At 62.1% G+C, this 20,924-nt stretch carries 22 protein-coding genes; 13 read left to right on the top strand and 9 right to left on the bottom strand.

Annotated features, from left to right (window positions below; translation table 11 throughout):
- The first annotated feature begins 11 nt into the window (after positions 1 to 11).
- The 3 genes from HOY34_RS13355 (at position 12) to HOY34_RS13345 (ending at position 1,987) form a co-directional block, all read left to right on the top strand.
- Positions 12 to 398: a response regulator gene (locus HOY34_RS13355; RefSeq protein ID WP_172363647.1), complete on the top strand. Its 387-nt coding sequence runs from the start codon at positions 12 to 14 to the stop codon at positions 396 to 398.
- A complete protein-coding gene (locus tag HOY34_RS13350) occupies positions 395 to 823 on the top strand; it encodes a hypothetical protein (protein WP_172363645.1) in 429 nt (142 codons plus the stop codon). Before HOY34_RS13355 ends, HOY34_RS13350 begins: the two co-directional genes overlap by 4 nt.
- Positions 824 to 964: 141 nt before the next feature.
- Entirely contained in the window at positions 965 to 1,987 is a 1,023-nt protein-coding gene (locus HOY34_RS13345; protein ID WP_172363643.1) for a CheB methylesterase domain-containing protein, read from the top strand.
- Between the two features lie 96 nt (positions 1,988 to 2,083).
- On the opposite strand, the gene HOY34_RS13340 is transcribed toward HOY34_RS13345, so the two are convergent.
- From HOY34_RS13340 to HOY34_RS13330, 3 genes are read right to left on the bottom strand one after another with little or no spacing between them, the layout of a single operon-like run.
- Complete coding sequence (locus tag HOY34_RS13340; protein WP_172363641.1) at positions 2,084 to 2,803, bottom strand: alanyl-tRNA editing protein; 720 nt, start codon at positions 2,801 to 2,803, stop codon at positions 2,084 to 2,086.
- Entirely contained in the window at positions 2,800 to 5,226 is a 2,427-nt protein-coding gene (locus HOY34_RS13335; RefSeq protein WP_172363639.1) for a DUF3772 domain-containing protein, read from the bottom strand. Before HOY34_RS13335 ends, HOY34_RS13340 begins: the two co-directional genes overlap by 4 nt.
- Before the next feature lie 12 nt (positions 5,227 to 5,238).
- Complete coding sequence (locus HOY34_RS13330) at positions 5,239 to 6,273, bottom strand: cysteine synthase A (protein WP_172363637.1); 1,035 nt, start codon at positions 6,271 to 6,273, stop codon at positions 5,239 to 5,241.
- A 313-nt stretch (positions 6,274 to 6,586) separates the two neighbouring features.
- Here HOY34_RS13330 and HOY34_RS13325 point away from each other — a divergent pair, with 313 nt between their 5' ends.
- Complete coding sequence (locus HOY34_RS13325) at positions 6,587 to 7,582, top strand: Hint domain-containing protein (protein ID WP_172363635.1); 996 nt, start codon at positions 6,587 to 6,589, stop codon at positions 7,580 to 7,582.
- 160 nt (positions 7,583 to 7,742) lie between these two features.
- Here HOY34_RS13325 and HOY34_RS13320 read toward each other — a convergent pair whose 3' ends face one another.
- Together HOY34_RS13320 and HOY34_RS13315 are read right to left on the bottom strand one after the other, a co-directional pair.
- Positions 7,743 to 9,143: an aspartate aminotransferase family protein gene (locus HOY34_RS13320; protein ID WP_172363633.1), complete on the bottom strand. Its 1,401-nt coding sequence runs from the start codon at positions 9,141 to 9,143 to the stop codon at positions 7,743 to 7,745.
- A gap of 208 nt (positions 9,144 to 9,351) precedes the next feature.
- Positions 9,352 to 9,825 carry a hypothetical protein gene (locus HOY34_RS13315; protein WP_172363631.1) on the bottom strand — a complete coding sequence of 158 codons (474 nt, stop codon included), beginning with the start codon at positions 9,823 to 9,825 and terminating at the stop codon, positions 9,352 to 9,354.
- A gap of 170 nt (positions 9,826 to 9,995) precedes the next feature.
- Between HOY34_RS13315 and moaA the strand changes: the two genes are divergently transcribed.
- The gene (gene moaA / locus HOY34_RS13310; RefSeq protein WP_172363629.1) at positions 9,996 to 11,003 is read left to right on the top strand and encodes a GTP 3',8-cyclase MoaA; all 1,008 of its coding nucleotides are present in this window, start codon (positions 9,996 to 9,998) and stop codon (positions 11,001 to 11,003) included.
- Positions 11,004 to 11,032: 29 nt separating this feature from the next.
- On the opposite strand, the gene HOY34_RS13305 is transcribed toward moaA, so the two are convergent.
- Together HOY34_RS13305 and HOY34_RS13300 are read right to left on the bottom strand one after the other, a co-directional pair.
- Positions 11,033 to 11,791 carry an RlmE family RNA methyltransferase gene (locus HOY34_RS13305; RefSeq protein ID WP_172363628.1) on the bottom strand — a complete coding sequence of 253 codons (759 nt, stop codon included), beginning with the start codon at positions 11,789 to 11,791 and terminating at the stop codon, positions 11,033 to 11,035.
- A 32-nt stretch (positions 11,792 to 11,823) separates the two neighbouring features.
- Entirely contained in the window at positions 11,824 to 12,972 is a 1,149-nt protein-coding gene (locus tag HOY34_RS13300; protein WP_172363627.1) for a Ppx/GppA phosphatase family protein, read from the bottom strand.
- 239 nt (positions 12,973 to 13,211) lie between these two features.
- Here HOY34_RS13300 and HOY34_RS13295 point away from each other — a divergent pair, with 239 nt between their 5' ends.
- From HOY34_RS13295 to HOY34_RS13285, 3 genes are all read left to right on the top strand, one after another.
- Complete coding sequence (locus tag HOY34_RS13295) at positions 13,212 to 13,532, top strand: virulence factor (RefSeq protein WP_172363626.1); 321 nt, start codon at positions 13,212 to 13,214, stop codon at positions 13,530 to 13,532.
- Between the two features lie 63 nt (positions 13,533 to 13,595).
- Positions 13,596 to 14,510, top strand: coding sequence for a methylenetetrahydrofolate reductase (locus HOY34_RS13290; protein ID WP_172363625.1), 915 nt, complete (start codon positions 13,596 to 13,598; stop codon positions 14,508 to 14,510).
- Between the two features lie 33 nt (positions 14,511 to 14,543).
- Entirely contained in the window at positions 14,544 to 15,527 is a 984-nt protein-coding gene (locus tag HOY34_RS13285) for a methyltetrahydrofolate cobalamin methyltransferase (RefSeq protein WP_172363624.1), read from the top strand.
- A gap of 8 nt (positions 15,528 to 15,535) precedes the next feature.
- Here the strand turns inward: HOY34_RS13285 and HOY34_RS13280 are convergent, their stop codons facing one another.
- Complete coding sequence (locus tag HOY34_RS13280; RefSeq protein ID WP_253944450.1) at positions 15,536 to 16,309, bottom strand: GNAT family N-acyltransferase; 774 nt, start codon at positions 16,307 to 16,309, stop codon at positions 15,536 to 15,538.
- A 65-nt stretch (positions 16,310 to 16,374) separates the two neighbouring features.
- Here HOY34_RS13280 and msrB point away from each other — a divergent pair, with 65 nt between their 5' ends.
- Positions 16,375 to 16,776: a peptide-methionine (R)-S-oxide reductase MsrB gene (msrB, locus tag HOY34_RS13275; RefSeq protein ID WP_172363623.1), complete on the top strand. Its 402-nt coding sequence runs from the start codon at positions 16,375 to 16,377 to the stop codon at positions 16,774 to 16,776.
- Positions 16,777 to 16,880: 104 nt separating this feature from the next.
- Here the strand turns inward: msrB and HOY34_RS13270 are convergent, their stop codons facing one another.
- Positions 16,881 to 17,339 (bottom strand): outer membrane protein assembly factor BamE, encoded by a 459-nt coding sequence (locus HOY34_RS13270; RefSeq protein ID WP_253944448.1) that lies wholly within the window; start codon positions 17,337 to 17,339, stop codon positions 16,881 to 16,883.
- A gap of 283 nt (positions 17,340 to 17,622) precedes the next feature.
- Between HOY34_RS13270 and HOY34_RS13265 the strand changes: the two genes are divergently transcribed.
- From HOY34_RS13265 to HOY34_RS13250, 4 genes are all read left to right on the top strand, one after another.
- Positions 17,623 to 18,216, top strand: a complete 594-nt coding sequence (locus HOY34_RS13265; RefSeq protein ID WP_172363622.1) for a YceD family protein — start codon at positions 17,623 to 17,625, stop codon at positions 18,214 to 18,216.
- Between the two features lie 282 nt (positions 18,217 to 18,498).
- A complete protein-coding gene (gene rpmF / locus HOY34_RS13260) occupies positions 18,499 to 18,705 on the top strand; it encodes a 50S ribosomal protein L32 (protein WP_172363621.1) in 207 nt (68 codons plus the stop codon).
- A 27-nt stretch (positions 18,706 to 18,732) separates the two neighbouring features.
- Positions 18,733 to 19,938: a phosphate acyltransferase PlsX gene (gene plsX, locus HOY34_RS13255; RefSeq protein ID WP_172363620.1), complete on the top strand. Its 1,206-nt coding sequence runs from the start codon at positions 18,733 to 18,735 to the stop codon at positions 19,936 to 19,938.
- Positions 19,935 to 20,906, top strand: coding sequence for a beta-ketoacyl-ACP synthase III (locus HOY34_RS13250; RefSeq protein WP_172363619.1), 972 nt, complete (start codon positions 19,935 to 19,937; stop codon positions 20,904 to 20,906). The genes plsX and HOY34_RS13250 overlap by 4 nt, the downstream gene beginning before the upstream one ends.
- Positions 20,907 to 20,924 lie beyond the last annotated feature (18 nt).

The raw sequence follows: 20,924 nt of genomic DNA, 5'->3' as shown, positions 1-20,924 counted from the left end.
GGGTTACCAATATGAGTCTAAAAGACAACCTGCGTGTGATGGTGGTCGATGACATGTCGGTCAGCCGTGCACTGATCGCCCAATCACTCGAAGAAATCGGGATAAAGCATTTTGTCACTGAGTCAGACAGCGGTGTTGTCCTTGAAAAGCTCGCCAGCAGCCCGGTTCACCTGGTGATCTCCGACATGAATATGCCAGGGCTTTCAGGCCTGGATCTTCTGGCTGCTTTACGTAGAAATACAGCCACGCAGAAAATTGGTTTTATCCTGATAACTGGAACACCCTCGCCAGAGGTTCTGAAACGAGGCCAGGAGCTAGGCCTGAATAACCTGATCCGCAAACCATTTACGCCAGCAACCGTAAAAACAGCGATCGAACGCGTCGTCGGCCCGCTATGACAGGAAAATCGAAAGATTCAGACAATAGCCTCTATGGTTTTAAAGACAAATTGAGCTTGTCAATAATACTGAATGCGCTGGAAAAAGGAATTGGTGAAACTCATTCCATTCTTTCTGTGATCGAACACACACTTATGGCGGAAATAGTATCTTCAATTGAAAACGAACCTCAAAGCCTAATAACGATGCCGATTAGGGACAATACGAAGACACAGCTTGGATTGCAGGAAATTGGCCGTGTTCTGCAACGCCTTCAGGACTTGCAATCTCTGGCGCGGCAGCTTGCCGATTCCTTAATCGATCACGCCTCTCCCATTGAGGCAACAATCCTGGGAAGAAGCGCAAAATTGGCAGAGATTCGAGCCCTCTTTGGCATAAACGAGCCGGAAATCCAGAAGGGCGCAATCCGGGATATTTTGTTTTGAACGTCCTGGCCAATCCAGCGCAGCAAAGAAAGGGGCAGACATAAAAGATGATCATCCACAATGCCCTGGAGCGTCCGTTTCGGCCATTCATGCTCGGCTTCAGCCGCATTACGTCTTTCGATGCAGTCATGCGGGGAACGGATGAACACCAGTAAGGTTATCATCGTGACGGCACGGGCAATAACAGCGGCTCGCCTTAGCCGTCGAATTTCCTCGTTGAAAAACTACGACATCAGCGGGGTGGCATCAGACCTTTCAACTGCCTATATTCTCAGTGAGCGCGCCGAGCCTGCCGTGGCGTTGAACGGCAAAGAACTTGCACGGATGCCAGAGTTTGAAGGCCTCCTGTCCCTGTTTCGCGTGTCACAGACGGCCTGGCTTGAAATCCCGGAAAGCCTTCCAGGTGAGGTCGTGATGGACCTCGCTTCTGCGGCAAGGCGGGCGGATGGCCCGGATGAATTGCAACGCTGGTTACAAACCGCAGCCAAACCAAAACCTGTTGCAACGCCCACTGAGTTACGCCGATATCCATCAATGCCCCGGCCAACCCAGACCGGAGGATTTGCCCCGGAAAAACTGATCCTGATGGGCGCATCGACTGGTGGAATCGATGCGCTATTAACGATTCTTTCAACTTTTCCTGCCGATTGTCCGCCCTGTGCAATCGTCCAGCATACGGGGGCTGGCTTTTCCGACAGTCTGGTCCGCCTGTTCGCGCGCTGCTGCGCGGCAAAGGTGCAGCCTGCGGCAAGCGGGGTGAAGATGCTTCCGGGAACTGTTGTCGTTGGCGCCGGTTGCCCGGGTCATCTGACGCTTACGCCGGGAAAGCCGGTCCTTTGCGATCTCAGTTTTGGGCCGCCTGTTTCAGGCCATACCCCTTCTGTCGACATGCTGTTTCGTTCAGCGGTTTCTTTCGCGCCAGCAGTCACCGCCGTTTTGCTGACCGGCATGGGGCGGGATGGCGCGGCTGGTTTGCTGGAGTTGCGCCGTGCCGGTGCAATGACCTTTGCTCAGGATGAGGCCAGTTCTACAGTATACGGAATGCCGCGTGCGGCGGCGGAACTGGGCGCGGCGGTCGAAAGCCTGCCGCTGGGAAAAATTTCAGAGATGCTTCTTGCCCATAGTCGCAAACGATCATCCGTGGCTGAAATGCGCCAGACATAACGCCCTATACGCTCCAATACGGCAGAGACATGCCGCCTGCCCCAGCATCGGTATCACGAACCATGAGACCGGCAGGCAGACGGCCGTGCAGGAAACCTAACTGTCCAGCGTTATGGAAATACGGTGGCTGTTGCGCCCTTTTCGGGCGATCTCGGCGACCTGGATCCGACCAATCTCGCCGATGCGCGCGACATGCGTCCCGCTGCAGGCCTGCAGATCAATCTGCCCCGCCCCTTCGCCAATCCCAACAAGGCGCAGACGTCCGTGCCCCTGTGGCAGAGGTGCCGATATTTGCCGCACAAGCTGCGGCTGTGCGGCAAGATCTTCTTCCGCGATCATGCTTTCGGTGACCCGAAGATCGCTGCCAATCAGCAGATTGAGCCGCTCTTCCAGATTTCCGCGTTCAGGGACCGGGTCGGGAATGTCAAAATCAAGCCTGCTTTTGGCCGCCCCAATCTGCCCGCCCGTTACGGGCCGGGAGACCGCCGCCGACAAGAGGTGCAAGGCCGTGTGCATCCGCATATGACGGTAGCGCCGCTCCCAATCCAGCCGTTGAACGACCGCCGCGCCCGAAGGGGGCAAAGCCGATGCAGAGCCCGGCACCAACACGATCACACCATCGGCATTGCGGGTCGTGGTGGCGATCACAACGCGCCCCCCCTCCCAGATCAACCAGCCGGAATCGCCAGGTTGCCCGCCGCCTGTGGGGAAAAAGAGGCTCTGATCAAGAACGATACCCCCCTCAGGCGAGTGCTGCAACACAACGGCCGGTGCCTCCTGCAGATAGGGATCCCGGCGGAACAACAGCGTTGTCATCGGGGCTGGCCCGGGCCCACCGCCTGCCCCTGGCTCTCATCCGGGGCAGCGGTTGCAACCGGGCGCAATGCCTCGCCCAACTCGCCCGCATTGCCAAGGGTTATCACCGCGCTGGTCTGCGGCATTGCCACTTGCTCGGCGATAAAACGCTCTGCAATCATATGGTTGATATCGCTTCGCACCGCACCTGACGCATTCACATCGCGCAGGATCACCCGGATTTCAAAATTCAGAACCCCACCGGCAAAGCCCTGCAGCACCACGGTCGGCGGCGGGTTCAGGATGACCATCGGCTGCGCCTCGGCGATCTCACGCAGGATTTTTTCGACGCGCCGATTGTCCTCGCCCCAGGCGACGGAGACCGGCACAATCAGCCGCCCGGCAAGGCCAAAGCGGGTCCAGTTGGTGACACGCTGGCTGACAAGATCGGCATTTGGCACCACCACAACATTGCGGTCAAATGTCTGGATCCGGGTCGAGCGCACCGAGATTGTCTTGACCACGCCCTGGGTGGTGCCGACCTCGATCCAGTCCCCCTCAGAGACCGGACGCTCGATCATCAGGATAATGCCCGAGACGAAGTTCTGCACGATATTTTGCAGACCGAAACCGATACCGACGGTCAGTGCCGAGGCGACGATGGCAAGGCCAGACAGATCGATCCCGGTCGCATTGATCGCCACCAGCGCCGAAAGGAAAATGCCGATATAGCCGGTGCCCGAGACCAGCGCATTCTGGCCGCCGCGATCCATTCTGGTGCGCGGCAGGATAGAGTTGCGCAACGCCCCCTGAAAGACCCGCGTGACCAGATAGCCCAGCACGAAGATGACGGCGAAAAGCAGGAAATCGGTGGGCGATACGCGGGTTGCCCCCAGTTGAAAGCCCTCTCGGAACCTGGTCCAGAGCTCGCTGAGATCCGCGAGACGGCTGCCCCAGATCAGCGCAAACAGCGGCAGCGACAAAAGCGCCAGCCCAAAGCCAAGCAGCACCGGAACCAGGCGCTCATTCTCGGCCTCGGCATCTGCGGCCGGGTAGATCACGGCCCAGAGATCCGAGAGGAAGCGCTGCAAAATGATCAGGAAGCCCAGAAGGCCCAGCGACAGGATAGACGAGAAGGCCAGCGCCGACCCTGCGGAAACATAGCCAAAGACCGCCAGCACAGGCGCGGCGAGGCCCACCCCCTTCAGCGCATAGCCCAGAAAGCCCAGCAGTTTCGCGCCATAGCTGATGCTTTTGCCGCCGATCTCGCTGCTAAGGCGCATGATCCGGCCCATGCGATACAAAAGCACGCTGGCCGCCAGAACAATCGGAAAGCTTACAACCGAGGTCACCGCATCCGCGTAATTCTGCCCCGCCATCGTCAGCATACGCAGCGCATTGATCAGCAGCACAACGCCCATAAGGGCAGAAAGCACCCGCGCCTCGGCGCGCTGGCCTGGGGTCAGCGCCAGCAGATCATCATCGGGCCTGTTGCGCGGAAAGCTGCGCGCCCCCAGCCAGAAAGCGATGAACAACAGCCCCCCAAGCCAGGGCAATGCCGAGGCGACGCCCCCGGTGATGGTTCCCAGAAAGCCCGTTCTGTCCAGGGCTACCGACAGGGCGATGATGCCGATCGAGGGCACGACAACCTGGCCAAGCGAGGCGATCAGACCGAAAATGCGGCGTCTGGCCTCAGTTTTTCCGATGCGCAGGCGTTCAGCGAAGGCCTCGATCCAGGGGCGGGCAAAGACGGTCGTGGCGATGAAAACCGCCAGCAGAAGCAGGATCAGCGGCAGCGAGTCGAAGAAATGGGTGCGGGCACGGTCATTGCTCCAGCCGCTGGAGACCTCGCCCCAGATCCGGACGACGGTGTCAGAGACGCCGGTTGCGGCCTCGGGCCAGTTGGCCGGATTAACCGGCGAGGGCCAGAGTTGCAAAAGCTGGTCGGTCTGACGCTCGCGTGCAACGGCGTCGATTTCGCGGATCAGGCCATCGGCGCGGCGATAGGCCTCTTCGGCGGCAATGGCCGGTGCCTGTGCAAGCGTCAGCTGGCCATTCAGCTCTTTGCGTTTGGTGGCGATGTCAGCCGCCTCGGTGGCATCCCCCTCGGGCGCCGGGCCAAGCGCTGCGATCTGGTCGCGCAAAGTGGCGATCCGGCTGGCATTCTGGTTCTGGGCGGTGGTGAAACTTGCCCGCCATTCTGCCAGCGCACTGCGCAGCTGATCGAGACGCTGATCGGAAACCGCCGTATCGCCCAGATCGGTCTCGGCGCCGCTGGCAACTTTGTCCCAGGCGGCATAGTCGAGGGGCGCGACCTCTGCCTGCCCCTCAGCCCAGGCGGCCCCGGGCAGCATGACATTCAGCGCAGACAGCGGCAGCGCAAACAGCAAAACAAGGGCAGCCCATCCGTAAAGCCGCCTGACACCATGAACCACTTGCTGCATCCGCGCCCTGCCTCAGAGATCCTGATAAACCGTCGGCAGCGGGCGATTGCCCCGCGCCAGCCACTCTGGCACCGGCAGCCCTTTTTCCTTCAGGAACACAGGGTTGAACATCTTGGACTGATAGCGGTTGCCATAATCGCACAGCACCGTGACGATCGTATGGCCCGGGCCCATCTCTTTTGCCATGCGGATCGCGCCTGCGATATTGATCGCCGAGGATCCGCCAACGCAAAGCCCCTCTTCGGTCAACAGGTCAAAGGCCAGCGGCAGCGCCTCGGCGTCAGAGATGCGCCAGGCCATATCGGGGCGGAAGCCCTCCAGGTTGGCGGTGATGCGGCCCTGACCAATGCCTTCGGTGATCGAGTTGCCGGGGCTCTCAAATGTGCCATTGCTGTAATAGCTGTAAAGCGCCGCACCCTCGGGATCGGCCAGACCGATCTTCACGCCTTTGGGCTGCAGCGCCATTGCGACGCCCGCAAGGGTGCCGCCAGAGCCGACGGCCGCCACGAAACCATCCACCTTGCCGCCGGTCTGCTCCCAGATCTCGGGGCCGGTGGTCTCGATATGGGCCTGGCGGTTGGCGGTATTGTCGAACTGATTGGCCCAGATCGCGCCATTGGCCTCGGTGCGGGCCAGCTCTTCGGCCAGACGGCCGGAATAGCGCACATAGTTGTTGGGGTTCTTATAGGGGGCGGCGGCAACCTGAACCAGCTCGGCGCCAGCCAGGCGGATCATGTCCTTTTTCTCCTGGCTTTGCGTTTCCGGGATGACGATCACGGTGCGAAAACCCAGCGAGTTGCCGACCAGCGCCAGCCCGATCCCGGTATTGCCGGCCGTGCCCTCAACGATGGTGCCGCCGGGCTGCAGCAGCCCCTTGGCCACCGCATCACGGATGATGTAAAGCGCGGCCCGATCCTTGACCGACTGGCCCGGATTCATGAACTCGCATTTGCCAAGGATCGTGCAGCCGGTCAGCTCTGAGGCCTTCTTCAGTTTCAGAAGCGGCGTATTGCCGATGATGCCCGCCAGATCATTATGAATTCGCATCGGTTTTCCCCGGGCATCAGCGCCCCGTTTGCATTTTCTTATTTGTAGAAAAGCCAGCGCCCAAACTCAAGCCGCACGCTATGGCCTGGCCCGGCAGATCCGCCGCGATGTTCCGATTTCCGCCTGTCCTGCCGGACAGTCTGATGCATGACCACGCGATTGTCCCAGGTTTCTCCTAAATCCACCACAATCTTTGGAGAAATCTCCCCCTGGAGAACCACGCCGCTGGCAGGCCCAATTGCCAGGAATCACCCGGGGCCTTAACCCAGCCTTATTGAGCCGCCGTTAAACCCGCCAGGTAAGCCAGGTAAGTATGAGCAGTTACACGATTTATGTTTACGGCAAGGCAGACTTTGTGCAGCCGCTTCCGGCTGAAACAACGGGCGGGCGGTTCCCGGGCCTCTTGCCATTCACCCTGACGCTGAAACCGCAGGCCGTGCCGGTTCGCCTCACCGTCAGTGAGCGTGACATACAGATGCCGCAACCGGGCGCAGCATATCGCAGCGATACCTCTGCCCAGTTCAGCGAAAATGCTATAACCCTGAACGGGGTAACCTGGCCTGCAGGCACGCAAATCACCCCCGGCTATACCCTTTACACCCCGGGAAATCCGCTGCGGATGATCAGCCTTTCGCTTGGCGAGCAACCCTATGGCGGGCGTCCCAATGCCCCGGAGGCGGTGATCCTGACAGGTGCCGCTGCCGCCGCGCTGGCCGCAGGACAGGCGCAGATCTTCACCAATGCGGTCAGCGCCGACTGTGACCCGATCCGCGATCCCCGGCCATGCTGCTATGCCAGCGGCACCCATATCGCCACCCCAGATGGCGAGGTGCGGGTCGAGGCGCTGGTGCCGGGCCAGCTGATCCAGACGCTGGATCACGGGCTGCAGCCGCTGCGCCAGGTGCTGGCCACCACGGTTTCGGCGCGCGCCGATGCGGCCCCGGTGGTCATCGCGGCAAAGACCTGCGGCAATCAGCGTGATCTGGTCCTGTCACCGCAGCAGCGTGTGCTGTTCTCTGGCAGCAGGGCGGCGGCGCTGTTTGGTGAATCCGAGGTTCTGGTCGCCGCGCAGCATCTGGTTGGCGCAGGCCTTGCCCGCCAGCGACATGGCCGCAGCGTGACCTTTTACCAATTGGTCTTTGACCAGCATGAGATCATTTTCGCCGAAGGTGCCGCCTGCGAAAGCCCGCTTCCTGCGCCCGCTGAGAACATCGCTGACGGCAATGACAAAGAGGCATCCTCACGCCAGACGGGGGCCGCCCGGCTTTGCCTGAAAGCAGATCAGGCAAAGCTGCTGCTGCTGTCATAACGGATGGGCCCCAAAGGCGCAGGCCGCACAGAAAGCGCCGGCTCTCTGACATGATGCGCCCTTCTGGCCTGTGAAAGACTGCGGGCGGACCCTTTCAGGCCCGCCCGCATTCCTTTCTCAGCCATGTGCTCTTACAGGGGAAGGTGCCCCCTGAAAAAGATCAGGCCTCCTTGGCGACCAGCAGCCCGTCTTTTTTCAGGCCTGCATAGCTTTCATCCAGCGATTTCGTCGCGCGTTCGATCAACACGTCGATCTCAGCGGGGGTGATCACCAGCGGCGGCGAGATGATCATGCGGTCGCCCACATGGCGCATCACCAGGTCATTGGCGAAGCAACGCTCGCGGGTGCGCAGCCCGACCGTGCCCTCTTCGGCGGCAAAGCGTGCCCGGGTCGCCTTGTTCGGCGTCAGCGCGATGGATCCCATCAGGCCCACCAGCTTGGCCTCGCCGACCAGCGGGTGATCGGCCAGCTTTGCCCAACGCTCGGCCAGATAGGGGTTGGCGACGTTTTTCACATGATCGACGATATTCTCGTCTTGCATGATGCGCAGGTTTTCCAGCGCCACAGCCGCCGCAACCGGATGGCCCGAATAGGTATAGCCATGGTTGAAATCGCCGCCCGACCCCACGACCTCGGCCACATCATCCGAGATGATCGAGCCGCCAATCGGCGCATAGCCCGACGACAGCCCCTTGGCGATGGTCATGATGTCAGGCTTGATGTCGAAGGTCTGGCAGCCAAACCAGTTGCCGGTGCGGCCAAAGCCGGTGATGACCTCATCGGCGATCAGCAGAATGCCGTATTTTTTACAAATGCGCTGGATTTCGGGCCAATAGGTTTTCGGCGGGATCACCACGCCGCCCGCGCCCTGCACCGCCTCACCGATAAAGGCCGCAACCTTGTCGGCGCCAAGTTCAAGGATCTTATCTTCCAGTTCGCGGGCGCGGGCGAGGCCGAAGGCGTCCTCATCCATATCGCCGCCCTCACCCCACCAATAGGGCTGGTTGATATGTTCGACCCCGTCGATCTTGCCGCCATGGGCATGGATCGGCTTCATACCGCCAAGCGAACCGCCACCCAGCGTCGAGCCGTGATAGCCATTCCAGCGGGCAATGATCGTGCGCTTTTCGGGCTGGCCCTTGACCTGCCAATAGCGGCGCACAAGGCGGATATTGGTGTCATTGGCCTCAGAGCCCGAGCCGGCAAAGAACACATGGTTCAGATCGCCCGGCGCCAGTTCCGCCAGTTTCGCGGCCAGCGCGATGGCGGGCACATGGGTGGTCTGGAAGAAGGTGTTGTAATAGGGCAGCTCCATCATCTGGCGGGCTGCAACCTCGCCCAGTTCTTTGCGCCCGTAACCGATATTGACGCACCAAAGCCCGGCCATCCCGTCAAGGATACGGTGCCCTTCGCTGTCGGTCAGCCAGCAGCCCTCACCGCGCAGGATGACCCGTGCGCCCTTTTTGGCCAGCGCCGCCTTATCGGTGAAAGGGTGAAAGTGATGCGCGGCGTCCAGCTTTTGCAGCTCGGCCGTCGGCGTGTTGTTGTTGATCATATTCATGGTGACCACCCTTTCCGGCAGGAAGAATCATCAGGCGCAAAGCGCCCTTCCCCGCCAGATTAGGGGCAATCCGGTTCGCCTTCAATAAATTTGATCAAATTATTTTCAGCCGCAGATTTTTCTCAGGCCGACAGACAGAGGGCCAAAGCAAAAGAACCCGCGGCCTTTGGGGCGGCGGGTTCCACATTGCGATTACAGAGGAATAAGATCAGCCGCCGAAAATCGTCAGCTCGGGCAGCGAGGTCAGCGACAGGCCAAGCGCCTGATAGGCCGAAAGCGACATCAGCGCCCCGCCACTGCCCGGACGCAGCTCTACCGCCAACGACTGGCCATTGGGCGCAACCACCCGGCCCTGGCCTTTGCTGCTGACCAGCACGCTTTGCACCCAAAGCCCGGTCTCGGCCGGCGGCCCAAGCGCGACCACGGCCTTGCCCAGTTCACGCTCGCCCGCGGCGGTCGGTTGCGCCAGGGCGGCGGCTTTCTCTGCCTCGCTGGTTTTGTCCAGCGCGGCAGCACTGTGGCCCGCAGCGCCCAGAGCGGTTGTCGAGACCGCAGGCGCAAATTCAGTCGCCAGATCAGAGCCACCCGAGGGCCCGGGCGCAGCCCTGCCCTTGCCCAGACCATCAAATACAGAACATCCCGCCAAAGCGAGGGACAGCGAAGCAAGGGCGAATATGCGCATCATCATGCCCCCAGAATAAGAGCAAGACCGCGCCCCCGCAACTGCCTGCTGGCCCTTCGGCCATAATAGGCGACCATTGGCGCAGCCGGGCTGCCCGCCTTCGCGTGATCACGCCCTGATTGCACCTTGTAGCAGAGGCCCCGCCCCCTTAATTTAGGCTGATGAAAGACATGGCCCCGCTTATTGATCCTTTTGCACGCGCGATCCGCTATCTGCGGGTCTCGGTGACGGATCGCTGTGACTTTCGCTGCACCTATTGCATGGCCGAGCATATGACCTTCCTGCCGAAGGCCGAATTGCTGAGCCTGGAAGAGCTGGACCGGATGTGCTCGGCCTTTATCGGCATGGGGGTGGAAAAGCTGCGCATCACCGGCGGCGAGCCGCTGGTCCGGCGCGGCATCATGACATTTTTCGAGGCGATGGCACGGCATCTGCAATCGGGTGCGCTGCAGGAGCTGACGCTGACCACCAATGGCAGCCAGCTGTCGCGTTTCGCAGCACCGCTGGCGGATCTGGGTGTGCGGCGGATCAATGTCTCGCTTGATACGCTGGACCCGGCGAAATTCGCCACGATCACCCGCTGGGGGCGGCTGAACCAGGTGCTTGACGGCATTCTTGCGGCCAAAGCGGCGGGGATGCGGGTCAAGATCAATACCGTCGCGCTGAAGGGCTTCAACGAGGATGAGCTGTTTCCCCTGCTGGACTGGTGTGCGCGCGAAGATCTCGACCTGACCTTTATCGAGGTCATGCCGATGGGCGAGATGGGCGAGGAAAACCGCCTTGATCAATACTGGAGCCTGCGCGATCTGCGGGCCCGGCTGGCCGACCGCTTCACCCTGACGGACCTGTTGGAACGCAGCGGCGGCCCGGCCCGCTATGTGCGCCTGGCTGAAACCGGGCAGAAGATCGGCTTCATCACGCCGCTGACGCATAATTTCTGCGAAAGCTGCAACCGGGTGCGTCTGACCTGCACGGGCGAACTGTATATGTGCCTCGGCCAGGAAGATATGGCCGACCTGCGTGCGCCCTTGCGCCTGCACCCGGATGACCCCGCCCCGCTGGAAGCCGCGATCCGCGACGCCATCTCACGCAAGCCAAAGGGCCATGATTTCGACTATACCCGCCAGGGGGCCATCCGCGGCCAGATGACCCGCCACATGAGCCATACCGGGGGCTGAACGGGCTGGCGAACTGCCTGGCGGTGGCCTCAGTCCTCGTCAGCATCCCTGTCAGCGGCCTCTTGCAGGCTGCGGCCGCGATAGCCCATCGCAATCACGAATTTCTCAGAGGAATCCTTGCGGCTGGCGGGCGGCTTCACATTGGCAACTTTGGTGAAATTGCGCTTCAGCTCGGCCTGCATCTGGTTTTCCGCGCCGCCTGCCAGCACTTTGGCAACAAAGGTGCCGCCCTCATCCAGCACGTCATAGGCGAAACTCAGCGCCGCCTCGATCAGCGCGATGATGCGCAGGTGGTCGGTGCCCTTATGCCCCGAAGAGGCCGCCGCCATGTCAGACATCACCACATCGGCGCGCCCGCCCAGCCAGCCCTTCACCAGATCATCCGCCTCATCTGAGAGGAAATCCAGCTGGTGGATCTCGGCCCCCGGGATCGGCTCGACCTCTTGCAGATCGACACCCAGCACATAGCCCCTGGGCTTTTTCAGGTTCTCACCAAGCGCATTGACGCGCGGCACCGCAACCTGGCACCAGCCGCCCGGCGCACAGCCCAGATCGACCACCCGCGCCCCGGGCTTCAGAAAGCCATAACGGTCGTCAAGCTCCATGATCTTATAGGCGGCACGCCCGCGATAGCCCTCACGTTTGGCGCGCACCACATAGGGATCGTTCAGCTGCCGCTCCAGCCAGAGCGTCGAGGAAAGCTTGCGGCCCTTGGCGGTCTTGACCTTGACGCGCAGATCACGCTGGCCGCGCCCGGAAGTGTTTTTGCCCTCTGGCGTCTTGTTCATCGCTCGGATCTCTCTGTCCAAATCCCGCGCCCTTACGGGCTTTCTTCCAATACGCCATCCGCGCTCATCTGCGCGTATAGCAGACCCTCGCGCAGACCGCGATCCGCAACCGACAGCCGGTCGGTGGGCCAGATCCGCATCAGCGCCTGTAAGATCGCCGCCCCCGACATGATCAGCGTATGGCGGTCTCGCCCGATGCGCGGGTCGGTCCGGCGTCCCTCTGGCCCAAGCGCCAGATAGTCGCGGATCACCCCGTCGATCTGGCCGCTGGTCATCTGCAACCCGTCCACCTTGGCCCGATCATAGCGTTTCAGCCCCAGCCAGGAGGCCGCGACCGTGGTCACGGTGCCTGAGGTGCCGATGATCTGGAACCCTTCGCGCCCGGTGGTCGATTGCCCCGCCTGCGAGTGGTAGGGGCTGAAACTGCTGAGGTTTTCCTCAAAGAACCAGGACATCAGCGCGAAACGCGCGGCGTCATCCTCGACATCCTGGAACTGCTCTTTCAGCGTGGCGACCCCCAGCTTGACCGAGATCCAGTCAACCACCCGCGCCTGGGGGCCATCGAACTGATGGTTGAACCCCATCCGCATCCGCATGATCGACTGCGCCCGATCCTCGGGTGCGACATCCGACAGGTCAATCCAGACCAGCTCGGTCGAGCCGCCGCCGATATCGACAACCAGAAGCTGCTCGGTCTTTGGGCTGACCAGCGGCGCACAGGATACGACAGCAAGCCGCGCCTCTTCCTCGGCCGAGATGATCTCAAGGCTCATCCCGGTTTCGCGCCGCACCTGGCGGATAAACTCGCGGGCATTGCGGGCACGCCTGCAGGCCTCGGTTGCGACCAGCCGCATCCGGGTAACACCGTGTTTCTCAATCTTTTTCTGACAGATGCGCAGCGCCTGAATGGTGCGCGCCATCGAGGCCCGGCTAAGCCGGCCCGATGATTCCAGCCCCGCGCCCAGTTGCACGGTCTTGGAAAAACTGTCCGTGACCTCAAACTGCGCGCCCTGTGGTTGGGCGATCAGCATGCGACACGAATTCGTGCCAAGGTCCAGCGCCGCATAAAGCGCTGTTCCCCGGCCATCGCGGGGTGACGGAACACCAGAGAGGGAGGCGGGAACATCCGCCTCGACGCGATCTGGTGCTGCGTCCGCCCCTTGGGGACGCTCGGGCGTCATACCGCCCTCCATATGTGGTTGAAAATGAATGTAGTCGCGCATCGGTTTCATGACAAGGTTTCATCACCGCCCCGCTTGCGCCAATGCGCCCGCGAACGCAGGGTGGTGGCGCACCGCAGCTGTGCGCGCCTGCAGAGGCGGCGGCTGTCGCTGCCAGGTCGCGCCATGTCGAAAACCGACCATGAAAGCCGGTTTGCGACGTCTACACAAAGAGAGAGAAACGGGGGGAATCGCAGAACATGCCGGAAATCACCATCGTCCGCTGGCGGGATATTCCCGCCCAGGTCATCGTCGGCAAAGGGCGGCGCGGCTCGAAAGTGCAGCTGCCAGAGCGGTTTGAACAGGCGATTGACCGCTGCGCGATGAAGATCGGCGCCCGCGATTCAGACGCCTATCTGGCCGAATGGCGCAAATCCGTTGAGGGCGAGGCCGAGGGCGAGGGCGATCCCGACCAGATCGCCAAAGACACCGCCGCCCGGCTGGAGGCGGAATACGACCAGGAGCGGATCAAGGCGCTGATCGCTGCAGACGGCTGGGAAACACCTGCGGCCAATACCTAAAGCCCCTGTTACCTGACCCACAGCGCGTGATCCATGATGCAATCAACCTTAAAGGAACGACTGATGGCCTTGTTTTCCTTTCGCAAATCCGCCGCTCCTGCCGCCGCTGGCCCCGATCTTGAAGGCTTTCTGAAGGGCTATTCGATCGAGGTGATGCCGCGCACCGCCGAAAAGGTTGAGGATTTTCGCGCCCTGCTGCCGCTGGGCACCCGCGTCTATATCGCCCATATCGAAGGCACCCCGATTGAGGATATGGTCGCCACCGCCAAACGGATCGGGGCCGAGGGCTATGATGTGATGCCGCATTTCCCGGCCCGCATCATCAAAGACAAAGCGACCCTTACCGACTGGGTGGCGCGTTACAAAGATGTGGGCGTGGCGCAGGGGCTTTTGCTGGCGGGCGGCCTGGCGCAGCCGCAGGGCGACTTTCACTCCTCGATGCAACTGCTTGAATCCGGGGCCTTTGACGGCTTTCAGCGCCTGCATGTCGCGGGCCACCCCGAGGGCAACAAAGACATCGACGCCGACGGCTCTGACCGCGCCGTGATGGAGGCGGCCCGCTGGAAATCGGCCTTTGCCGAGCGGACAGACGCGAAAATGGCCATGGCGACGCAGTTCTGTTTCGACGCAGATCCGGTGATCGCCTGGGCCAATCGCCTGCAGCAAGAGGGTGTCGGCCTGCCGATCCATATCGGTATCGCGGGGCCTGCAAAGCTGCAGACGCTGATCAAATTTGCCATTGCCTGCGGCGTTGGGCCGTCTTTAAAAGTGCTGCAAAAACGCGCCCTTGATGTGACAAAGCTGCTGCTGCCCTATGAGCCGACCGAGGTTCTGGCCGGCCTTGCCGCCCATAAAGCCGCCAATCCCGGCTTTGGGATCGAGCAGGTCCACTTCTTCCCGCTGGGCGGGATCAAAACCAATGCCGAATGGGTCACCGCCAATGGCGGCCTTTCAGGCAAGCCCGCACGCGCTGCCTGAGCCCGCAAAACATCTTCACAAAAAGGTTTAAGAATGACCCGCACCGTCATTGAATCTAAAACAAAAACCGTAGTCATCGGCTTTGATGAGCCCTTCTGCGTGATCGGCGAGCGCATCAATCCCACCGGGCGCAAAAAGCTGGCCGCCGAGCTGGAGGCCGGGAATTTCGAGACCGTCATCCGCGATGCGCTGGAGCAGGTCGCCTGCGGGGCAACGGTGCTCGACATCAACTCGGGCGCGGTTTTCACCAATAAAATGGCCGAAGACCCCCGCTATGCCGATAACAACTTTGTCGAGCCGCCGCTGATGAAGCAGCTGGTCGAAATCGTGCAGCAAACGGTTGATGTGCCACTGTGCATCGACAGCTCGGTTCCCGGTGCGCTTGAGGCCGGGCTTATGGCGGCCGAGGGGCGTCCGCTTTTGAATTCCGTCACCGGCGAGGAAGAGCGGCTTGAGCTGGTTCTGCCGCTGGTCAAGAAATACAACGTGCCGGTGGTGGCGATCTCGAACGACGACACCGGCATCTCGCCCGACCCGGATGTGCGTTTTGCGGTGGCGAAGAAAATCGTCCAGCGGGCCGCCGATTTCGGCATTCCCGCGCATGACATCGTCGTCGATCCGCTGGTAATGCCGATTGGCGCAATGGGCACGGCGGGCCAGCAGGTCTTTACCCTGGTGCGCCGCCTGCGTGACGAGCTGGGCGTGAACACCACCTGCGGCGCCTCGAATATCTCGTTCGGCCTGCCGCATCGCCATGGGATCAACGGGGCTTTCCTGCCGATGGCGATCTGCGCCGGCATGACCTCGGCCATTATGAACCCGGTGCGCCAGCAGGAGATGGAGGCGATCCGCGCCGCCAATTTCCTGATGAACCACGACGCGAATGGCGGCGAGTGGATCCGCTTTTCAAAGGTGATCGAGGCGGTCGGGGAAGGCGCGAGCTTTTCCGAGGCCTCGGCGGCTGCCGCCAGCAGCGCAGCAGGCGGGCGTCGTGGCGGACGCCGCGCAAGGGGCTGAGATCCGGGTCAGTCAACCGCCAGGGCGCGCAGGGAAACCTGTCGCGCCTTTGGCATTTTTGCGACCTCGACACAGGTGAAAACATGCAGCGTGTTCAGCTGGCGATCGACCACGGCATGATCTGAAACCCAGCCCCCCAGCGTCAGGTAAAAGCGCAGCAAGGGCGGCAGGCCCGCCAGCGCGGCCTTGTGATCCGTCACCGCCCCCGTCAGCGCAGGGTAAGCGACACGCTCAGGCGCGCGGGGGCCGGGGCGCAGCGCATCAGGCCCCTGATGCCCGGCCAGGAGCGCCAGCGCCTCACGATGCGGATGCCAGTCAGTGCCCGGAAAAGACGCACAGCCAAAGAGATGGCCCGCCCCCATTTGCAAAACCAGCCGTGCCAGCGCAGCCCAGGTCAGGCGCAGCACCTCCCAGTTCGCCGCACCCGGGGCCAGGGAAAATCGCCCCGGCTCGATCAGTGGCCCTTCCGTGGCCTGCAGATTTGACAGATCATAATAGCGGGCCGCGTAGCAATCGTGCAGCGCCGCGCCAGAGCCCGCCACCGCCACCCGCATCGCGGCCAGCAGCCTGCCATCCCGGCCCTCGATCATCAGATGCCCGGCCTGGGTATCCAGCGGGTCCGGCGTCTCACCCGGCCAGCAAAGCGCCCTGAGCGCCTGCACCCGCGCCAGATCCTGCGCCCCCCCGGCCAGCCGCGCCCGCATGCCGCCCCGCGCAAGCGGCAGCATCTGCGGCGCAATCAGCCCGGTTCGCAGCCCGGCTTGCCCTGCCCCCCTCGACATTCCCGCTCCGCATCCTAGATTCGTCAGGTGAAACCACCCCGCCATCATCCCCAAAGGAGCGCGATATGAGCAAGATCGTCAAATCGGATCAGGAATGGCGCGCCCAGCTGTCTGATCTGGCCTATGAGGTCACGCGCAAACATGCAACCGAGCGCCCCTTCAGCCATGACGAATTTCCCGAAGGCGAAGGCACCTATCACTGCATCTGTTGCGGCGCACCGCTGTTCACCTCGGAAGAGCGGTTTGATTCCGGCTGTGGCTGGCCCGCCTTTACCGCCCCCGTTGACGCCGAAAGCATCGAGGGCTCACGCGATGTCAGCCATGGCATGATCCGCACCGAGGTGCATTGCGCCCGCTGTGACGCGCATCTGGGCCATGTCTTCCCCGATGGCCCGCCTGACCGGGGCGGCCTGCGCTATTGCATCAACGGTGTTGCAATGGCCTTTGATGCCGAAGATCAGGCCTGACGCTGACACCCCGCCAGGGGAACACAGATAAAAAAAGGCGCTGCAGAAATCCCTGCAGCGCCTTTTTGTTTCCATATCGACCACCCGGCCCCGGGGCGGCTGCCTCAGTTGCGGACCAGGTCGCTTGCGTTAAGCCGGCCCACATTGCCCAGAAGCTGGCCGATAAAGCTGACGCCGCGGATATTGCTTTCGGTCACCCGGCGCGACAGCTCGATCACGCGGCCATCCTCCAGACCGTAGCGGCCGATATTGGCAACCTTACCCGATTCGGTGAAATTGATGGCGACGACCTGACGCTCGACCTCGGTCGGCTCTTGCGGGCCATAATGCTCGAACCGGCTTTGCACATAGAACCAGCCCAGATCATTCAGCAGACCCTGCGCCGAGGGGCGGCCGATCTTCTCTGTTACCGTCTCGCGCGTATCAACGCCGACCTGGACCTTCGCCAGTTCGACATCATCAGGGACATATCCGTGATTGCGATAGATCTTCGCACAGGCTGCGACCAGCAGCAGAAGCCCCAGGGCCGCCATACGCAGCGCCATTCCCGTTCTGCCTGCCATTCCTGCCCCGTTGCTCTGTCCGAAATCTTTGCGGTAAACTCAGCCACCAGCCAAATACGACCAGCGGCCCTCTTGCGCCCTGAGATAGCAGAAGGATCCCCCTGTGTTCAAGGTTACACAGACAGACCGCCAGATGCCGGCATGAAATCCGCCGTCCGGGCCAGCGCCCCGGGCACCCTCAATCGGCCCTGCGCCCCCGTCATGCCGCAGGCCGCGCATGCCCGGGGGCCATGCCGCAGCCGCGCCATTTGCACAAAGCCCGTTAAAGAAAGACCCTTCCCTCATGGCCGATGACCTTCCTGCCGACCGTCCTGCCGACAAAGCCAGTGCCGCAAAAACCGGCGCCACCGAGGCACCGCAATATCGCACCGCCACCCTGTCGCATCGCAAGCCCACCCGCTTTCGCTGGCTGCCCGACGGCCCTGCCCGCGCAGCCCTGGCCCGCGATCTGGACCTGCCGCGAATCGATCAGCTTAGCTTTGTCGGTGAAATCACCCCCGAAGGCCGCGCCGATTTCCGCCTGACCGCCAGCCTGAAAGCCCAGCTGACCCAGGCCTGCAGCATCACCCTCGCCCCCGTCCCCGCCAGCATCGACGAAGAGGTGACACGGCGCTATCTGGCCGATTGGGTCGATCCCGAGGCCGATGAATACGAGATCCCGGAAGATGACAGCCAGGAGGCGATCCCAGAGCTTCTTGATATCGCAGCCGTCGCCTGCGAGGCGCTGTCGCTGGCCCTGCCGCCCTGGCCCCGGGCCGAGGGCGCGGATCTGGGCGAGGCGGTTTTCGCCCCCCCCGGCGAGACACCTCTGACCGAAGATGTGCTTAAACCGTTTGCCGGGCTTGCGGCTTTGATGAAAAAAGACGACAAGCCCTGAGACCTGCCCGGACCGGAGAAATCCGGCCCGGAAAGCGTCTGCAAGGGCGCAGAAATACACGCAGCGGATTAGGGCTTGAACCTTTGCCGAAAGCGAGTATTTTCCGCGCCTCATTCAAGCTGTGAAACAGCAGTGGTTTTCTGTTGGCATCGGATCTGCTGATCCTTTGACAAAAGAGAGAGGGCCAGAGCTGAAGCGCAGAAAAAGCCGGGTCTGCTGCCTGCAGAAGATCCCATAGAAATCAGGGGCTTGTCCCCGCTAGCCAAGCCCCGAGGTTGTGACATGGCCGTCCCTCAGAACCGAGTTACCAAATCCCGCCGCAACATGCGCCGTGCACATGACGCGCTGTCGGCTGCGAATCCCAATGAGTGCAACAACTGCGGCGAGCTGAAGCGCCCGCACCATGTTTGCCCGTCCTGCGGTCACTACGATTCGAAAGAAGTCGTGGCAGTGGCCCGCGAAGTCGATATCGACGAAGACGCAGCATAAGCCTGTATCTGGCGGCGGCGCCCGGGAATGAAGAGCGTGACAGACACCTCTGCCTCTGGCACCACCGCCTCTGGCGCTTCCAAATCCGGCGCAGCCGGGCGGATTATCATATCCGCTGATGCGATGGGTGGAGATCGCGGCCCGGTGGCTTTTGTCGCCGGGCTTGTTGACGCTCTGGCCCGCAATCCTGACCTTTCAGTGATCCTGCACGGCGATGAGGCGCAGCTGCGCCCGCTGACCGAGCGTGAGATCACCCGCAACCCGGATCTGAAAGACCGGGTTGAGATTCGTCATGCCGCAGAGGTGGTGACGATGGAAGACAAGCCCGCCCATGTGATGCGCCATGGCCAGAACACCTCGATGTGGGCGGCGATCGACTGCGTCCGCAACGGCGAGGCGGCGGCGGCGGTTTCATGCGGCAATACCGGGGCGCTGATGGCGGTCTCGATGATCCGCCTGCGCAAGCTGCCGGGAATCAACCGGCCCGCCATTGCCTGCCTCTGGCCCTCGCGCAATCCTGGTGGCTTCAATGTCATGCTGGATGTGGGCGCCGATATCAAAGCCGACCCCGGTGATCTGTTGCAATATGCGGTGATGGGCGCGGCCTATGCCTCGCTGGGGCTGTCGATCCCGCGCCCGCGTGTCGGCCTGCTGAATGTGGGCACGGAAGAGCACAAGGGCCGGGCCGAGCTGAAAGAGGCCAATGAGCTTTTGGCCCTGAACGCTGCATCTGGCGGGTTCAGCCATGTCGGTTTTGTCGAAGGCAATGACATCCCCGGCGCCCGCGCCGATGTGATCGTCACCGATGGATTCACCGGCAATGTGGCGCTGAAAACCGGCGAAGGCACCGCGAAACTGGTGGTCGAGCGGCTGCGTGAGGCCTTTACCGCCGGCTTCTTTGCCAAACTCGCCGCTTTGCTGGCGATGCGCTCGCTGAAGCGGTTTCAGAAGAATATTGACCCGCGCCGTGTGAATGGCGGGGTTTTCCTGGGGCTGAAGGGCACCGTCGTCAAATCGCATGGCGGCTCGGATGAAACCGGGATTTCGGCGGCCATTGGCCTTGCCCGTCGTCTGGCGCAAAGCGGGCTGACCGAACGGATCGCGGCCCGGCTTGCATCTGTCGACATGGCGCGGCAGGATGGCGGGTCTGAAGGAACGGGGGCAGCTGTGCCCCCGGTGGGAGAGGTGGCACAGACGCCCCCCCCCGGAACAGGGAGCGGAACTTCCGTATGACTTTGCGCGCGGTTGTCAGGGGCGTCGGGCATTATCTGCCAGAGCGGGTGGTGCCAAATTCCGAGTTCGAAACCCTGGTCGACACCTCGGATGAATGGATCCGCTCACGCTCGGGCATCGAGCGCCGCCATTTCGCCGCCGAAGGCGAGATGACCTCGGATCTGGCCTGCAAAGCCGCCGAGGCCGCGCTGGCCAATGCCGGAATGACGGTCGACCAGATCGACGCGATTGTGGTTGCGACCTCGACCCCGGATCTGACCTTCCCCTCTGTGGCCACCATGGTCCAGGCGCGGCTGGGCATGGTCAAGGGCTTTGCCTTTGACGTGCAGGCGGTCTGCGCGGGCTTTGTTTTCGCTCTTTCAAATGCCAATGCGCTGATCGTTTCCGGCCAGGCCAAACGGGCGCTGGTGATCGGGGCCGAGACATTTTCGCGCCTGATGGACTGGACCGACCGCTCGACCTGCGTGCTTTTTGGCGATGGCGCTGGCGCGCTGGTGCTTGAGGCGGTTGAGGGCAAGGGCGACGCCTCGGATCGCGGCATTCTGGCGACCGATCTGAACTCGGATGGGCGTTTCCGCGATCTGCTTTATGTCGATGGCGGCACCTCGACCGGCACCACCGGCCACCTGCGAATGGAAGGCAAAGAGGTCTTCCGCCACGCGGTCGAGAAGCTGGCCGAAACCGCGCATGCCTCGCTGGATAAGCTGGGGCTGACGGGCGAGGATGTCGACTGGATCGTGCCGCATCAGGCCAATATCCGCATCATCGAATCAACCGCGAAACGGATGAAAGTGCCGATGGAGCGGGTGGTCGTCACCGTGCAGGATCACGGCAATACCTCGGCTGCATCGATTCCCCTGGCCATGTCGGTCGGGCGGGCACGCGGGCAGATCAAAGAGGGTGATCTGCTGGTTGCCGAGGCGATCGGCGGCGGTCTGGCCTGGGGCTCGGTGGTTCTGCGCTGGTAAAATCGGCCAAACCGCGCC

It is taken from the genome of Pseudogemmobacter hezensis, from assembly GCF_013155295.1.
GTDB lineage: Bacteria > Pseudomonadota > Alphaproteobacteria > Rhodobacterales > Rhodobacteraceae > Pseudogemmobacter > Pseudogemmobacter hezensis.
The sequence above is the reverse complement of the archived record's forward strand: the minus strand, read 5'-3'. Positions and strand labels throughout refer to the sequence as shown.

Excerpts from the sequence above, each read along its gene's own strand:
- HOY34_RS13270 (WP_253944448.1), bottom strand. The coding sequence starts at position 17,339 with ATGGCAGGCAGAACGGGAATGGCGCTGCGTATGGCGGCCCTGGGGCTT.
- HOY34_RS13320 (WP_172363633.1), bottom strand. The coding sequence starts at position 9,143 with ATGAATATGATCAACAACAACACGCCGACGGCCGAGCTGCAAAAGCTG.
- HOY34_RS13350 (WP_172363645.1), top strand. The coding sequence starts at position 395 with ATGACAGGAAAATCGAAAGATTCAGACAATAGCCTCTATGGTTTTAAA.
- HOY34_RS13290 (WP_172363625.1), top strand. The coding sequence starts at position 13,596 with ATGGCCTTGTTTTCCTTTCGCAAATCCGCCGCTCCTGCCGCCGCTGGC.
- HOY34_RS13265 (WP_172363622.1), top strand. The coding sequence starts at position 17,623 with ATGGCCGATGACCTTCCTGCCGACCGTCCTGCCGACAAAGCCAGTGCC.
- HOY34_RS13335 (WP_172363639.1), bottom strand. The coding sequence starts at position 5,226 with ATGCAGCAAGTGGTTCATGGTGTCAGGCGGCTTTACGGATGGGCTGCC.
- rpmF (WP_172363621.1), top strand. The coding sequence starts at position 18,499 with ATGGCCGTCCCTCAGAACCGAGTTACCAAATCCCGCCGCAACATGCGC.
- HOY34_RS13285 (WP_172363624.1), top strand. The coding sequence starts at position 14,544 with ATGACCCGCACCGTCATTGAATCTAAAACAAAAACCGTAGTCATCGGC.
- HOY34_RS13355 (WP_172363647.1), top strand. The coding sequence starts at position 12 with ATGAGTCTAAAAGACAACCTGCGTGTGATGGTGGTCGATGACATGTCG.
- msrB (WP_172363623.1), top strand. The coding sequence starts at position 16,375 with ATGAGCAAGATCGTCAAATCGGATCAGGAATGGCGCGCCCAGCTGTCT.
- HOY34_RS13325 (WP_172363635.1), top strand. The coding sequence starts at position 6,587 with ATGAGCAGTTACACGATTTATGTTTACGGCAAGGCAGACTTTGTGCAG.
- HOY34_RS13305 (WP_172363628.1), bottom strand. The coding sequence starts at position 11,791 with ATGAACAAGACGCCAGAGGGCAAAAACACTTCCGGGCGCGGCCAGCGT.
- HOY34_RS13340 (WP_172363641.1), bottom strand. The coding sequence starts at position 2,803 with ATGACAACGCTGTTGTTCCGCCGGGATCCCTATCTGCAGGAGGCACCG.
- HOY34_RS13345 (WP_172363643.1), top strand. The coding sequence starts at position 965 with ATGAACACCAGTAAGGTTATCATCGTGACGGCACGGGCAATAACAGCG.
- HOY34_RS13280 (WP_253944450.1), bottom strand. The coding sequence starts at position 16,309 with ATGTCGAGGGGGGCAGGGCAAGCCGGGCTGCGAACCGGGCTGATTGCG.
- plsX (WP_172363620.1), top strand. The coding sequence starts at position 18,733 with ATGAAGAGCGTGACAGACACCTCTGCCTCTGGCACCACCGCCTCTGGC.
- HOY34_RS13300 (WP_172363627.1), bottom strand. The coding sequence starts at position 12,972 with ATGACGCCCGAGCGTCCCCAAGGGGCGGACGCAGCACCAGATCGCGTC.
- moaA (WP_172363629.1), top strand. The coding sequence starts at position 9,996 with ATGGCCCCGCTTATTGATCCTTTTGCACGCGCGATCCGCTATCTGCGG.
- HOY34_RS13250 (WP_172363619.1), top strand. The coding sequence starts at position 19,935 with ATGACTTTGCGCGCGGTTGTCAGGGGCGTCGGGCATTATCTGCCAGAG.
- HOY34_RS13330 (WP_172363637.1), bottom strand. The coding sequence starts at position 6,273 with ATGCGAATTCATAATGATCTGGCGGGCATCATCGGCAATACGCCGCTT.
- HOY34_RS13315 (WP_172363631.1), bottom strand. The coding sequence starts at position 9,825 with ATGCGCATATTCGCCCTTGCTTCGCTGTCCCTCGCTTTGGCGGGATGT.
- HOY34_RS13295 (WP_172363626.1), top strand. The coding sequence starts at position 13,212 with ATGCCGGAAATCACCATCGTCCGCTGGCGGGATATTCCCGCCCAGGTC.